The sequence below is a fragment of the Nannocystis pusilla genome (assembly GCF_026626665.1).
Classification (GTDB): Bacteria; Myxococcota_A; Polyangia; order Nannocystales; family Nannocystaceae; genus Nannocystis; species Nannocystis pusilla.
Genome location: NZ_JAPNKE010000002.1, coordinates 3094967 through 3109410, shown reverse-complemented (window position 1 = coordinate 3109410; position 14444 = coordinate 3094967). Strand labels below are relative to the sequence as shown.

Here is a 14444-nt window from a genome sequence, read left to right as displayed (position 1 = left end):
CATGTCTGAAAGCACAGCATCGTCCGCATTCGAGGACTCAACGCGCGCGCCCGTCCGGGGCAAGCTCGCCCTATGCCTCGCGCGCGCCTCCGCCTGAGCGTCCTCGCCCTCGCGGCCACCTCGCTCGCTTGCCCCGCGCTGGTCCCCGACCAGGACACCAGCAGCGACAGCGGCGGCGCCGACACCTCGACCTCCGAGCCGACGCCGCCGGACCTGCCGCCACCTGGCCCCGAGGACATCGTCGTCGCCACCTTCAACGTCCACCTGTTCTTCGACATGGTGTGCGACAGCGGCCAGTGCGGCGGCGGGGCCTTCGAGGAGGCCTATTCGCAGGCCGAGTTCGACTACCGCGCCGACCAGATCGCCGCCGCCATCGACGGGCTGAAGGCCGACGTCGTGCTGCTGCAGGAGGTCGAGAGCCAGGCCTGCCTCGACGCGCTCACCAAGCGCCTGCCGCAGTTCCAGACCGCCTACCTCGGCGAGACCGGGTTCGTGTCGTCGATCGACACCGCGATCCTGTCGAACTTGCCGCTGATCGAGATCCGCAGCCACGGCAAGGCCCCGATCCCGCTGCCCGACGGCGGCTCGACGCACTTCGCCCGCGACTACCTCGAGGCCCACCTCGACGCCGGCGGCCGGCGCCTGATCGCCTTCGTGGCCCACTTCAAGTCGAAGAACGACGACGACCCCGAGCGCCGCCTCGCCGAGGCGACCGCGGCGCGCGACCTCATCGACCTCGCCGCCGACAACTACCCCGACGCGCTGGTGCTGATGGGCGGCGACCTCAACGACGTGCCCGAGTCGGAGCCGCTGCAGGCGATCGAGGCCGGCGGCGGCACGGAGCGCGTCGCCGCGAGCTGGGCGACGACGACTGGACCTACGTGTACGACGGCGACACGCGCGCCCTCGACCACCTCTACCTGTCGACCCGCAGCGGCGGCGGCAGCTTCGTCAAGGGCACCGCCCGCGTGCTCCGGGACGCCGGCGCCGACGGCTGGGGCGGCTCGGACCACGCGGCCGTGCGCGGCACCTTCCGCGTCGGCGGCTGAACGCGAGCGAACGCAGGGCTGGCGTCGTCGCCGCGGTAGCGAGCGATCGAAGCAGCTCGCGGGCATCGAAGCCCAGCCGCGGGCGAGCGCAGGGCAGGGGCCAACTCGGCCACCGCGGCCGCGAGCGCTCGCACGAGCTGGCGAGCATCGAGGTTCAGCCGCGCTCGCAGGGCAGGAGCATCGACGTCCTGTCCCGCGAGCGACCTGGGCGCAGCAGAGCTCACGCCTCCGCAGCGAGCGCGCGCATCTGTGATACCATGGGTCTCGCTCTCGGCATGCGCTCCTGGCCGATCCTCCCGCTGCTCGGCGCCCTCGCGCTCTCTTTCGCGTGTGCGCGCGAGGAGTTCGCGCCGCAGCGCGCGGTGGTGTGCGAGGGCGAGGTCGGCGTCCCCGATCCGGCCCTGCGCGCGCTGCTGCTCGACATCCTCGCCGACCCGGAGGCGCACGACGAAGAGAGCACCGGGGGTGGGCCCGTGCTCACCGCGGAGTCGCTGGCAACGCTCACCGGCCTGCAGGCGGCGGGGCTGGGGATCGCCAGTCTCGAGGGCCTCGAGTGCGCGGTCAACCTCCGGACTCTCGGCCTCGCGCGCAACGAGATCGTCGACATTCGCCCGCTGACCTGGCTCGGCGAGCTGCGCGAGGTCGAGCTGTCGGAGAACCCGATCGCGCGCCACGACCCGCTGTCGCGCCTCGTCAAGCTCGAGAAGCTCGCCCTCGGCGGCGCCGACGTGAAGTCGATCGGCTTCGTCGCCGGCATGACCGCGCTGCGCCACCTCGACGTCGCGCGCGGCGAGATCGACGACCTCGCTCCGCTGGCCGGCCTCGTCGATCTCGAGTCGCTCGTCCTGTCCGACAACAAGATCGACGACATCGGCCCGCTCGCCGGCCTCCACGAGCTGTTCGCGCTCTCGCTCAACGGCAACGCGATCGGCGACATCGGCCCGCTCGCCGACCTCGAGCGGCTCGAGTACCTCGACATCGACGAGAACGCGATCGAGTCGCTCGCGCCGCTGGCGAGCCTCGGCCGCCTGCGCCGCCTCGAGGCCAACGCCAACGCCATCACCGACACCCGCGGCCTCGCCGGCAAGCCCGACCTCGTCGAGCTCGGGCTCGAGAAGAACCAGATCGCCGCGCTCGCCGACCTCGGCGGGCTCGACGGCCTCGTCAGCCTCGACCTCGACGAGAACCTGCTCACCAGCCTCGACGGCCTCGAGGTGCTGGCGCAGCTGCGCACCCTGACCGCCCGGATCAACGCCATCGCCGACATCGGCGCGGTCACCGGCTTGACCGATCTGCGGCGCCTCGACCTGCGCGACAACCCCGACCTCGTCGACCTGTCGCCCGTGGCCGGCCTCCAGTACCTCGACTACCTCGGCCTCGGCGGGCAGGGCGTGGCCCCCGATCTCGCGCCGCTGACCGGCCTGCCGCTGCTGCGCCAGCTCGACCTCATCGACGGCGCCACCACCGACTACGCGGTCGTCACCAGCTTGCCCGCGCTCCGGGTGCTGCGCCTGCTCAACGCCCCGCTCGACGTCGCCGACCTCACCGCGATCGCCGGCGCCACCGCGCTCACCACCCTCGACATCTCGGGCGCCCCGGTCACCGACCTCGGCCCGCTCGCGCCGCTGACCGCCCTCGTCGACTTCTCCGCCAGCGGCACCCGGATCACCGCTCTCGGCCCCGTCACCGACTGGCTCGAGCTCGACATCCTCCGCGTCGCTCGCACGCCGCTGCAGAGCCTCGCCGGCCTCGAGACGGTGCTGGGCGTCGACCAGATCGACATCAGCGACACCGAGGTCGACGACATCGGCGTGCTGCTCGGGATCAAGGCGTTCCGCCAGAATGACCGCCTCGACGCCCGCGGCGCCCCGCTCGACGACGGCGACTGCGACGACATCCGCGCCCTCCGCGAGCGCGGCGCGACCGTCCTCGTCGACCCGCCGTGCGAGTGAGTCGAGCTCCGCCGCGCCGGTGCGAGCATCGCGAAACGGCGAGCGATGCGACGTGCCGAGCGGTGCGAGCGGGAGCCGTACGAGCTCGGAGCGGTGGACGCTGGCGAGTGCGACCTGGTCGAGCACGGCGAACGGCGAGCGATGCGACGTGCCGAGCGGTCCTTCGCCTCGCAGCGGCGGCCGAGCACGGCGCGCCTCGCGGCCGCGCTCCCATGCCTCGATCCGGCCCTGCGCGACGCAAATCTCGTGACCCGCCGGCCTCGCGCTACACCTCGGCCATGCGCGACGCCGTCGAGCGCTTCCTCGAGCACCTGCGGGACGAGCGGCGGCTGTCGCCGCACACGCTCCGCGCCTACCGCGGCGACCTCCTCGACTTCCTCGATCGCTTCGAGGCCCGGCGCGGGCGACCGGCCGAGCTCGCCGATCTCGCGGTGCGCGAGGTCCGGGCCGACCTCGCCGAGCGCTTCGGCGAACAGGCCGCCAGCACCTCCGCGCGCAAGCTCTCGACCCTGCGCAGCTTCGGCGAGTTCCTGCGCCGGCGCGGCGAGATGGGCGACAACGAGGCCGCCCTGGTGCGCCGGCCCAAGCTGCCGCAGCGGCTGCCGGTCGCGCTCCCGGTCGAGGACCTCACCGACATCATCGACGGCCCCGGCCACGCCGATGGCGCGCTCGGGCTGCGGGACCGCGCGATCCTCGAGATCCTCTACGGCGCCGGCCTGCGCGTCGGCGAGTGCGTCGCCCTCGACCTCGAGCACCTGCGCTGGGACGGCGACGCGCTGACGCTGCGGGTCGTCGGCGGCAAGGGCAACAAGGACCGCGAGGTCCCGCTGGGGACGCCCGGCGCCGCCGCGGTGCGGGCCTGGCTCGGCGTCCGTGCCCAGCTCCTGCCGCTCGCGGAGCGCATGTCCGAAAGTTCAGGTTCGAAGCGAGCCGCCGCGAAGGGCGAGCGGGCGCTGTTCCTCGGCCGCCGCGGCCAGCGGATCGGCGACCGCAGCGTGCGCGCGCTGGTCTACCGCCGCTGCGAGGCCACCGGCGCGCGCGCCCGCGTCGGCCCGCACGGTCTGCGCCACAGCTTCGCCACCCACCTGCTCGAGGGCGGCTGCGACCTGCGCAGCATCCAGGCCATGCTCGGCCACGCCAGCCTCAGCACCACCCAGCGCTACACCCACCTCGACCTCGGCCGGATCGTCGACGTCTACGAGCGCGCCCACCCGCGCGCCAAGGCGACGGCCGCGCCGCCGCCGGCCGAGAGCCGCCCGCGCCGCCGCGCGTGAGCGGCCCGTCGCGCCGCGCGACTCAGGCGGCGACGGGTGACCTCGAGCGCGCGACCGACCACGGATCGTTCCGCAGCGTGAGCGGTCCGCCTCGTCCGCGGAACGAACGGCGATCTCGATCGGGCCCGCGCCGTCGCGCGTGAGCGATCGAGCTCGCCGCGGGGGACGGACGGCGATCGACGAGCGAGCCCGTGCGCGGCCCGTATGGGCTACGGACGGCGAGCGGGCGACCGCGGCCGGGGTTCGCCGTGCCGCCACGGCCGGCGTTGCCGGGGCGGCGGCCCGCGTCGACCCGGGGGCGGGCAGGGCGGGCCTGCTCTCGACGCCGTGCGGTCGGCCACGGTCGCGTCGCATGACTTTGAGAGCATGTCGCATTCGACATGACCTCCGGAACATGCCCTATCGAACATGCCCTCCCGCACATGCCGATGAGGACATGTCCCTGATGCCACGCCTCACAGCGCCGCGTCGATCAGCACCTCGGCCGAGCCGCGCTGCTTGCGTTCCAGGCGGTCGGTGGCGGTGCGGCGCACGCGGTCGCTGCGGACCGGCATCTCGCGCTCGTACCAGGCCCCGTCGATGTACACGTCGACGAACGGGGCGGGCAGGCCGAGCTCGCCCTGGGGCGAGCCCGGCTTGGTGGACACGTGGAAGTGGATGTGCGGTCCGCTGCTGTGGCCCGAGTTGCCGACCTTGCCGAGCTTCTGGCCGAGCTCGACCTTGTCGCCGACCTTCACGGTCACGGTGCCCGGGATCATGTGCCACAGCGACGACGCCTCGCCGAACCCGTGGTCGATGATGACGCCGTTGCCGCCGCCCTCGCCGGTCGCTCCGGGGCCGTTCTCCGCCACGTTGTTGACCGCCCGGATCACCGTGCCCGAGGCGGGCGCCAGCACCGGGTAGCCGTAACAGTACGAGGCCTTGTTGCCGCTGCCGCCGACCGGCTTGCTGCGGCCGCTCTTCATCACGACCATGTCGTAGGCGAAGCGCTGGGCGCGATGGTTGTGGTGGTAGTTCGTCATCCGGCGCGGCCCGCCGTGGACGATGGTCCACTCGCCGGTGCTCACGAAGTGCAGGCGCGTCACCGTCGAGTAGCGGCGCGCCGGGCCGGCGATCTGCTCGAACGCCAGGTGCTCGCGGACCAGCAGGCGATCGAGCGCGCGGTCCGGCGTGACGGCGAACTGGAACAGCACCAGGCGGACCTTGCGGTCGGGCGCGCCGGCCTTGCCGCGGGCGTACACCACCAGCCCCGAGTACCAGGTGAGGTCGCCTTCCTTGTGCACCTTCTCCTCGAGGATCCCGATCGGCTGGCCGTAGCGGGTGCGCAGGCGTTCTCCGGTCGCGGCCAGCTCGGGCGGACGCACTACGGTCTTGAGGCTGGGGGACATCCACGCGTGCAGCTCCGACACGCGACCGAGGAGGAGCCCGTTGATGAGGCGATCGGCCTCCGGCATCAGCTCGGACGTCGGCTTCAGCGACGCCTGGTTGGGGGCGCGCAAGTCCTTCGGCTTGCAGCCGAGCCCGGCGGCCAGCGACAGCGCGACGACGAAGACCCGCAGGGGGTGCATGCCGGCGTCATCCTAGCTGTTCTCTCGCGGCCTTCACCGGGCGTCCGCGCTCGTCCGCCGGCTCGCCGGGGCTCTCGGGGTCGCCGCCGGTCTCTCGCCTCGAGGCGCGATTTTGTGACGATCTTCACCTCGGTCGGCGCGCGAACGCGAGCCTCGCCGGAGTACGCTCGTTTTCGCCATGCAGCCCGCCACCGCCGTCGCCCTGCCGGGGGCCGCCTCCGGTTTCGGCCCGTCCAGCCCGCCGCTGCACGGCCTGTGGGCCGCCTCGCCGGCGTGGACGGCCGGCGATCCGGTCGCGCGCTGGCTGGCCGCGTGTCGCTGCGTCGCCGGTCGCTGGAGCGTGCGCCTCGAGCTCCGCGGCGGCCCGCGCGTCAGCGACGATCTCGACCTCGCGCGCGACGAACAGGATCGCTTGCTCGACCTGTGGGCGCGCCGCGAGCAGATCGGTCACTTCGAGCGGCTGGGGCTCGCGCCGACCAGCGACGACGCCGCGATCCGTCGCGCCTGGCTCGAGACCTGTCGCCACCTGCACCCGGACCGTTACTACGGCAAACGGCTCGGCGCGTTCGCGGCGATCCTCGCCGAGCTCTTCGATCGAGCGCGAGCCTCCGCCGAGTTCCTCGCCGACCCGCGGCGTCGGGGCCGCTACCTGACGGAGCTCGAGGCCGCCGGTCGCGGCGCCGGAGCACGTTGACCGATGTGTCTCTACACACAGCTTTTTGCGCGGCAGCTCACGCCCTGAGCGTGGTACCTCTGCGACCTCGTCATGGCCGAGCACGTCGTCGGGATCGACCTTGGGACCACCAACACCTGCGTGGCGATCGTCGAGCAAGGTGTCCCGAAGGTCATCCCCAACAAGGGCGGGTACCGCACCACGCCGTCGATGGTCGCGCTGTCGGAGAGCGGCCGGCGGCTGGTCGGTCACCTCGCCAAGCGGCAGGTGCTCACGAACCCGCAGAACACCATCTACGCGGCCAAGCGCCTGATCGGCCGCAAGTGGAACTCGACCGCCGGCCGCACCGTCGCCCAGACCTGCCCGTACACGATCGCCGAGGGCCCGCACGGCGACATCCGCCTCAAGATCCGCGACCAGGTCTACAGCGTCCCCGAGATCAGCGCCTTCATCCTGCAGGAGATGAAGATGATCGCCGAGGCGCACCTCGGCGTGCCGGTCGAGAAGGCCGTCGTCACCGTCCCGGCCTACTTCAACGACAACCAGCGCCAGGCCACCAAGGACGCCGGGCGGATCGCCGGCCTCGAGGTCATCCGCATCATCAACGAGCCGACCGCGGCCGCGCTGGCCTACGGGTTCGGCAAGAACCTCGAGCGCAAGGTCGCGGTGTACGACCTCGGCGGCGGCACCTTCGACGTCTCGATCCTCGCCATCGGCCACGGCGTGTTCGAGGTCATCTCGACCGCCGGCGACACCTTCCTCGGCGGTGAGAACTTCGACCTGCGGGTCATGCAGTACCTCATCGAGACCTTCGAGGAGGACACCGGCGTCAACCTGCGCGAGGATCGGATGGCGATGCAGCGGCTCAAGGACGCGGCCGAGAAGGCCCGCTGCGACCTGTCGAGCGCGCGCGAGGCGATCGTCGACCTGCCGTTTTTGCACACCAGCCCGAGCGGCAAGGTGTTCCACCTGCAGGAGCCGCTGACGCAGCAGCAGCTCGAGGGCCTGACCGAGGACCTGATCGAGCAGACGATCAAGATCTGCGAGCGCACCCTCGCCAGCGCCGGCGTCGATCGCAAGCAGCTCGACGACGTCGTGCTGGTCGGCGGCATGACCCGCATGCCGCTGGTGCAGCGCCGCGTCGCCGAGTTCTTCGCGATCGAGCCGTGCAAGGGCGTCAACCCCGACGAGGTGGTCGCGCTGGGCGCCGCGATCCAGGCCGCCGCGCTGGTCGACGAGCAGCACGACCTCCTGCTGCTCGACGTCACCCCGCACAGCCTCGGCATCATGATCGTGGGCGGCTACTTTCACCGCCTGATCGAGCAGAACACCACCATCCCGACACGCGCCGGCCACGTGTTCACCACCGTGCGCGACAACCAGACGTCGGTGAAGATCCTGGTGCTGCAGGGCGAGAGCGAGAAGGCCGCCGAGAACGAGCTGCTCGGCGAGTTCATCCTCAGCGGCCTGCGCAAGGCCCCGCGCGGCCAGGTCGAGGTCGAGGTGACTTTCTCGATCTCCGTCGACGGCATCGTCAGCGTCGCCGCCAAGGACCTCGAGACCGGCCGCGAGCAGTGCATCACCGTCACCGCCACCAGCGGCCTGACGGAGGACGAGCTCAAGGAGCTGGTCAAGCAGTCGCAGGCCTACATGATCGAGCTGCGCGCCTCGGAGGAGCTCGAGCGCCGGCGCCAGCAGTGCGAGAAGCTGATCGACAGCATCCGCGAGCTGCTGCCGCAGGTGCAGGAGGCGATGTCCGGGACCCGCTTCGGCCGCGACGCGATCGCCAAGGCCGAGGCCGTCGTCCGCCGCGCCGAAGGCGAGCTCGCCCGCGCCGACGCCCGCGCCCTCGGCGACACGCTGGAGAGCCTCGACCGCACGGTCAGCATGTTCCGCAACGTGGCCCACAAGCGCTCCGAAGCGGCCCAGCGCTGACGCGTGGCCGGCGGGGCGAGAGCGATGGGCGGCGCGGCGGCACGTGGGGGGAGCGGACCTGTTCGCGCTCGCCGAAGCGACGCAGCGCTGATTCGCCGCCAGGCGCCGCTATCGCTGGCGCCGCCGTGATGCGGGATGAAGGACATGTCCGCGGGGACAGGCGCGCCGGGGGCGGGGCAGCGCTGACGCGTCGCGGCCGGTCGCGCACGAGCACCTCGATGCTAAGCAGCCTCAGGGGCGGCCGACGGGCGCGCCGGCGCTCGTGAGGTGGGGACGAGATGACATGTCCGCGGGGACAGGCGCTCCGAGGCGGGCAGCGCGGACGCGCGGCGGCCTGCGCGAGGGCGGCGGTCGTCTTGGATCCTGGGTCGGAGTGGACATGTCCCCAGGGACAGGCGATCCGAAGCGCAGCGTGGAAGCGCGGGTGACGAGCGCCCGCGACCGTCGCTATGCGGTGTCGGAGAGAGTGTTCGTTTGGACATGTCCTATCAAGCATGTGTATGACGACATGTCGCTCGCTACGTCCAGCCGCGCGCCTCGCCGGGCGCGGAGGTTCTCGTCCCGCGAGCGGTGGCGCATGCCGAGCGCCGGGGCACGCGCCAGGCCCGGCGCGGGGAGCGATCGCGGGCTCGCGCGCAGCTCGTGAGCGCGCGTGATCGAACCCGCGCCGACGAGCCTCGCAGCGGCGCTCCCGGGCGAGCGGCTCCGCGCGCAAGGTCACGCCCCGCGCGCTTGTCTGGCGGGCCCGGCTGGCCTATTTCGCCCGCGATGACCGCGGCACAGTTCGAGGTGCGCGTCGAGGCCAACCGTCGCCTCCGGGCGGCTACTTCTTGCTCGAGCTCGCCGCTGCGGCGCCGACCCCGGTGGCCGACGCCGTCCCGGGCCAGTTCGTGATGCTGCGCGGCGAGTGGGGCAGGGAGCTGCTCAACCCGCGGGCCTTCTCGATCCTCGACGCGCCTGATCCGAGGCACTTCTCGATCCTCGCCAAGGCCTACGGCGAGGGCACGCGGCGGCTCAAGCGGGTCGAGCCCGGCGATCGCCTGGTCACCACGGGCCCGCTCGGGGCCGCGTTCCCGCGCCCGGACGCCGGCGTGCGCGACCTGCTGGTCGCCGGCGGCGTCGGGCTGCCGCCGCTCCACTTCTTCGCGCGGATGGCCCATCGGGCAGGTCTTCGGGACAGGTCGAGATGTACTACGGCGGCCGCGACCGCGACGACCTGGTGCTGCTCGACGACCTGGCCGCGTGGGGCGTCGCCGCCAACCTCGCCACCGAGGACGGCAGCGCCGGCGTGCGCGGCTACGTGACCGCCGCCCTGGCGCCGCGCCTCGACGCCGCCAAGCGCACGGGCGAGGCGGTGCGCGTGCTCGCCTGCGGCCCGACGCCGATGCTCGCCGCGGTGCGACGCCTCGTGCTCGAGCGCGGCGTGCAGGCCTTCCTCTGCCTCGAGGAGAACATGGCCTGCGGCTTCGGCGTGTGCCTCGGCTGCGCGGTGCCGGTCTACGGCGCCAAACCCTACCGCTACTGCTGCACCGACGGCCCGGTGTTCGACGCTCGCGAGGTGCGCTGGCCATGACCGAAGGCATCGACCTCACCACTTCCTGCGGCCCTGTCGCGCTGCGCACCCCGATCCTCGCGGCCTCCGGCTGCTTCGCCTACGGTCAGCAGTTCGCCGCCTTCACCGACCTGCGCGCGCTCGGCGGGATCTCGACCAAGGGCATCTCGCCGCTGCCGCGCTTCGGCAACCCGCTGCCGCGGATCTGCGAGACCACCGGCGGGATGCTCAACTCGATCGGCCTCGAGAACGTCGGTGTCGAGGCGTTCCTGCGCGACAAGCTGCCGTTTTTGCGCGACCTCGGCGTTTCGGTGTGGGTCAACTTCTTCGGCGTCGACTTCGAGACCTACGTCGACTGCGCGCGCCGCTCGGCGCAGGGCAGGGGATCAACGCGCTCGAGATGAACATCTCGTGCCCGAACATCAAGAAGGGCGGCATCGAGTTCGGCACCGTCCCCGAGGTCGCGCACCGACTGACCCGCGCCTGCGTCGAGGTCTCGCGCGTCCCGATCATCGTCAAGCTGAGCCCGAACGTCAGCGACATCGTCGCCATGGCCGACGCGGTGCAGAAGGCCGGCGCCGCCGGCGTGTCGCTGATCAACACGATCACCGGCATGGCGATCGACGTGCGCACGCGCCGGCCCAAGATCGCCACCACCTACGGCGGTCTCTCCGGTCCGGCGATCAAGCCGATCGCCCTGCGGATGGTGCATCAAGTCGCGCGCGCGCTGCCGGATCTCCCGATCTGCGGCATGGGCGGGATCCTCAGCGGCGAGGACGCCCTCGAGTTCCTCATGGCCGGCGCGCACTGCGTGCAGGTCGGCACCGCCAACTTCGCCGAGCCCGGCGCGGGCGTGCGGATCACCGAGGAGCTGCGGACGCTGCTGGGCACGCTCGGCTTCCTGTCGGCTCGCGCGGCGATCGGCAGTCTCCAGGCGCACGCAGCCGAGCCGGAGTACCTCGTCGAGTCCCCGTGGATGAGCAGCTAGGCGCTGCTGGGGGCGGTGGGGCGGGGACGAGCGCGGTCGGCGAGAGCGCTCCCCGGGCGGCGAGCAGGGCTGAGCGCGGTCGACCAGGCGCAGGGCGTTCGGCGCCGTCCGGAGGATGGCGGTGTAGACGTCCCGCGGCTGCGTCGAAGATGGCGCGCAGGGCCGATCCTGTTCCTTGAGACAGATCCATGCCGGCGGCGCGCACGGGCCGACGAGCCTGACCTGCCCTTTGGGCCAGGTGCGCGTGTCCCTCCGACGGGTCCCGCGCCGAGAGCGGCGGCTCCGGCAGATCCTGGTCTTTCAGCCAGGCAAGCCGAGCGCTGCCGGCGCGCGGTTGGTGCGCGTCGGCCGGAGAATGTAGGTGTTCCGCTATTGTGCGGTGGGGAGGGTGTCTTCCCTGGGCTTCCCGAGCGGCCGCGTCGGCGCGCGTCCACGCGCGAGGATCGCGGACCTCGCCGCCGCTTGCGGCCAAAACCCGGCCTCGGATACGCTGCCGGTCGCTGATGTCGGATCGTGAAATCCCTGGCGCGCTCGCCTGGCGGCCGCAGTCCTCGACGTTTCACCCGACTGGGGCGCGAGCGCTGCGAGCAAGGCCCTAGGCGCGGCCGCCCGCGCTCGTCTGCCGCGGCCGCTGAGTCGCGCCTTCGTCTCTGCCTATGTCCGCTACTTCGGCGTCGACCTCGAGGACGTCGACCCGCGCTCGATGCAGGACGGCTACGACAGCTTCAACGCCTTCTTCACCCGCCGCCTGCGACCGGGCGCGCGGCCGGTCGATGCGCGCCGCGACGTGCTCAGCGCCCCGTGCGACGGCCTCCTCCGCGGCATGGCGCCGATCGAGCGCGACACCGCGGTGGTCGCCAAGGGGCACAAGTACACGCTCGGCGAGCTGCTCGCCGACGACGCGCTCGCCGAGTCGTTCCTCGGCGGCCTGGCCACCACCATCTATCTGCATCCTCGCGACTACCACCGCGTGCACACCCCGTGCGACGGCACCGCGCAGCGCGTGGTCGCGGTGCCGGGGCGGCTGCTCCCGGTCACTGCCGCCGCGCTCGAGCGGGCGCCGCGCCTGTTCGCCCTCAACGAGCGCCTGATCCACGTCCTCGACTCCCCGTTCGGCACGATCGCGGTGGTCATGATCGCGGCCTTCGGCGTCGGCCACATGAGCTGCGCCTATCGCCACATCGCGCCGCATCCGCGCGAGATCCAGCGCGTCGAGTGCGACCCGCCGGTGCGCCTGCGCAAGGGCGACGAGCTCGGCGTGTTCCACCTCGGCAGCACCGTGGTGGTGTTGACCCAGGCCGGCGTCCGTCCGCTCGCGCCGACCGACGAGCCCACTGCAGTGCGCATGGGCCAGCCCCTCTTGCAGCGAGGCGACGTCGCATGACCTGGCAGGTATCTCCCGAGGAGTGGCTGCTCGACTTCACGATCATCCCGCGCGGCAATGCGCGCGGCGTCGACTCGCTCGACGTGATCGACGATCGCCTGCGCAGCATGCTCGTGCCCCCGGCGCCGCCGGCCGGGATCATCATCCCCACGATCACCGCCACGCGGTCCGGGAGGCCCGTCAACGGGTCGGCTCCGGGAGCCCCGGCGAAGCAGCCCACCGGTCCCAAACCCGCCGCAGCGCCGCTCTCGGAGCCGGCGAACGGCAGCGGGCTCACCATCGAGCTGCGGCCGATCGGCCCGGCTGCGCCGGCTCCGACCCCGCCGGAGACAGGGGCGGGCATGGTCATCCCGTCGCTCACGCGCTTGAACGGCGCGCTCGTCGACGATGACGACGACGTCATGGCGCTCGAGCGCCTCGCACCCGGGCTGGAGCCCAGCCCGCGCGACGACGACGTGGAGGACGTGATGTCGGCGGTGGCCGCGTCGGCGTCCCTGCTGCCGGTCGACGATCCCGAGCCCGAGGCCGAAGCGGAGGTCGAGGAAGAGGAAGAGATCCAGGACGAGGCCGCGGAGGCCGAGGCCGACGACGAGATCGAGGACGACGCGCTCGAGGTCCAGGAAGAGGTCGTCGTGGCCCGTCCGGCGCCCGTGGTCGAGAAACCGCTCCACGTGCCGCCGCCCCGCCAACCGACCGGCCCGGTGCCGGCCGCCGAGAAGCTGGGCCCGCCGCGTCCGCCCGCGGCTGCCCCTGCGGCGCCCGAAAAGTCGGGACCGCCGCGTCCGCCGCCGACTCCGGAGAAGGCAGGACCGCCGCGTCCTCCGCCGGCCGCCGCCGAGAAGCCTGTTGCGCCGCCGCGGCCACCGCCGCCGGAGAAGGCCCCGCCGCCGAAGCCGTCGACCTCGACCCCGCCCGCGCCGCGCAGCGACGGCCGCAAGCGCCGCAACTGGCACGAGGAGGTCTTCGGGGACCACTACGCCGCGATCCTCCCGGTCGACGCCGACGCCAGCGCCGAGATCGACGCCGCCTTCGTCCAGAAGTCGCTCGACCTCGCGAGCGGACAGAAGCTGCTCGACGTGGCCTGCGGCGACGGGCGCCACGCGGAGGCTTTCGCCGCCCTGGGCCTCGACGTCACGGGCCTCGACAACGCGATGCCGCAGCTGCTGCGAGCCGCCCGGCGCAACGAGGCCAGCAAGTTCAACTTCGACATCCTGCACGGCGACATGCGGAGCCTGCCGCGTGATCGGACGTACGACGCGGTCACCTGCCTGGGCAGCAGCTTCGGCTACTTCGAGAGCGACGAGCAGAACCGACAGTGCCTGCAGGACATGGTCGAAGTGCTCAAGCCTGGCGGCAAGCTCGCGCTGCAGGTGTTCAACCGCGACTACCTGATGGGGGTCTTGCCGTGTCGGTCGTGGTGGCAGGGCCGAGGCTGCCTCGTGCTCGACGTGGCGGACATGCACTTCGCGACCGGACGCGTCCGCATCCACCGAACGGTGGTGTTCGAGGACGGTCGGCAATTCGAGCATCACATCTCGATCCGCGCCTACTCCGCACACGCTGGCGAAGATGCTCGCCACGATGGGCGCGCGGGTGATCGAGCTGTCCGGTAGTCGCGACACTCGCGGTCGCTTCTATGGCGGCGCGTCGCCCGAGATCTGGATCTTCGCGCAGCGTCGCGACGACGTCTGATCTGCGTCCGATCGTCGCGCAGAGGCGTCGTGCCCGCGTGACAACGATGTCAGAGGGAATGACAGCGGTGTCTCGCGGGTTCCGCCCCTCGTGAGCGCGTGTCAAGCCGACGGAGGAAGATCACAAGCGCTGCGGCCGCGATGCCCTGGACGGGACCGCGGTCCGTACCCAGTTTGGGTCAGGTCCGCGGAACGAGCCGCTATCGCGTCGTCAAGCCTCTTGTGCGCGGCTCCATGTGAGACAAAACGGCCGAGGTACACCTACATCTGCGCAGTTCTACCGACGCAGAGGGTGATGAAACTTCCACCTCGGACTTGCGTAGGACCTCGAAGCAGAAGGCGCCCAAACGGTGCCTAACAAGGGGTCCTTCGTGATCC

Annotated in this window: 10 protein-coding genes and 1 pseudogene; 10 read left to right on the top strand and 1 reads right to left on the bottom strand. The window is 72.1% G+C overall.

Annotated elements, in window-relative coordinates:
• The first annotated feature begins 72 nt into the window (after nt 1–72).
• The 3 genes from OV079_RS13510 to OV079_RS13500 all read left to right on the top strand — a co-directional run bounded on the left by OV079_RS13510 (nt 73) and on the right by OV079_RS13500 (nt 4275).
• A complete protein-coding gene (locus OV079_RS13510) occupies nt 73–1302 on the top strand; it encodes an endonuclease/exonuclease/phosphatase family protein (protein WP_267768802.1) in 1230 nt (409 codons plus the stop codon).
• A 4-nt stretch (nt 1303–1306) separates the two neighbouring features.
• Nucleotides 1307–3001, top strand: coding sequence for a leucine-rich repeat domain-containing protein (locus tag OV079_RS13505; protein ID WP_267768800.1), 1695 nt, complete (start codon nt 1307–1309; stop codon nt 2999–3001).
• A gap of 278 nt (nt 3002–3279) precedes the next feature.
• Nucleotides 3280–4275 carry a tyrosine recombinase XerC gene (locus tag OV079_RS13500; protein WP_267768798.1) on the top strand — a complete coding sequence of 332 codons (996 nt, stop codon included), beginning with the start codon at nt 3280–3282 and terminating at the stop codon, nt 4273–4275.
• Nucleotides 4276–4730: 455 nt separating this feature from the next.
• On the opposite strand, the gene OV079_RS13495 is transcribed toward OV079_RS13500, so the two are convergent.
• A complete protein-coding gene (locus OV079_RS13495) occupies nt 4731–5843 on the bottom strand; it encodes a M23 family metallopeptidase (RefSeq protein WP_267768796.1) in 1113 nt (370 codons plus the stop codon).
• A 178-nt stretch (nt 5844–6021) separates the two neighbouring features.
• Between OV079_RS13495 and OV079_RS13490 the strand changes: the two genes are divergently transcribed.
• The 7 genes and pseudogenes from OV079_RS13490 to OV079_RS13455 all read left to right on the top strand — a co-directional run bounded on the left by OV079_RS13490 (nt 6022) and on the right by OV079_RS13455 (nt 13988).
• Nucleotides 6022–6537 (top strand): J domain-containing protein, encoded by a 516-nt coding sequence (locus OV079_RS13490; protein ID WP_267768794.1) that lies wholly within the window; start codon nt 6022–6024, stop codon nt 6535–6537.
• 72 nt (nt 6538–6609) lie between these two features.
• A complete protein-coding gene (gene dnaK / locus OV079_RS13485; RefSeq protein ID WP_267768793.1) occupies nt 6610–8451 on the top strand; it encodes a molecular chaperone DnaK in 1842 nt (613 codons plus the stop codon).
• 830 nt (nt 8452–9281) lie between these two features.
• Nucleotides 9282–9755 carry a ferredoxin reductase domain-containing protein gene (locus OV079_RS13480; protein ID WP_267768792.1) on the top strand — a complete coding sequence of 158 codons (474 nt, stop codon included), beginning with the start codon at nt 9282–9284 and terminating at the stop codon, nt 9753–9755.
• Entirely contained in the window at nt 9671–10024 is a 354-nt protein-coding gene (locus OV079_RS13475; protein WP_267768790.1) for an iron-sulfur cluster-binding protein, read from the top strand. Before OV079_RS13480 ends, OV079_RS13475 begins: the two co-directional genes overlap by 85 nt.
• Nucleotides 10021–10991: pseudogene (locus tag OV079_RS57830) on the top strand (dihydroorotate dehydrogenase). The gene OV079_RS13475 and the pseudogene OV079_RS57830 overlap by 4 nt, the downstream one beginning before the upstream one ends.
• A gap of 535 nt (nt 10992–11526) precedes the next feature.
• A complete protein-coding gene (gene asd, locus OV079_RS13460) occupies nt 11527–12375 on the top strand; it encodes an archaetidylserine decarboxylase (protein WP_338089072.1) in 849 nt (282 codons plus the stop codon).
• Nucleotides 12372–13988, top strand: coding sequence for a class I SAM-dependent methyltransferase (locus OV079_RS13455; RefSeq protein ID WP_267768786.1), 1617 nt, complete (start codon nt 12372–12374; stop codon nt 13986–13988). Before asd ends, OV079_RS13455 begins: the two co-directional genes overlap by 4 nt.
• Nucleotides 13989–14444 lie beyond the last annotated feature (456 nt).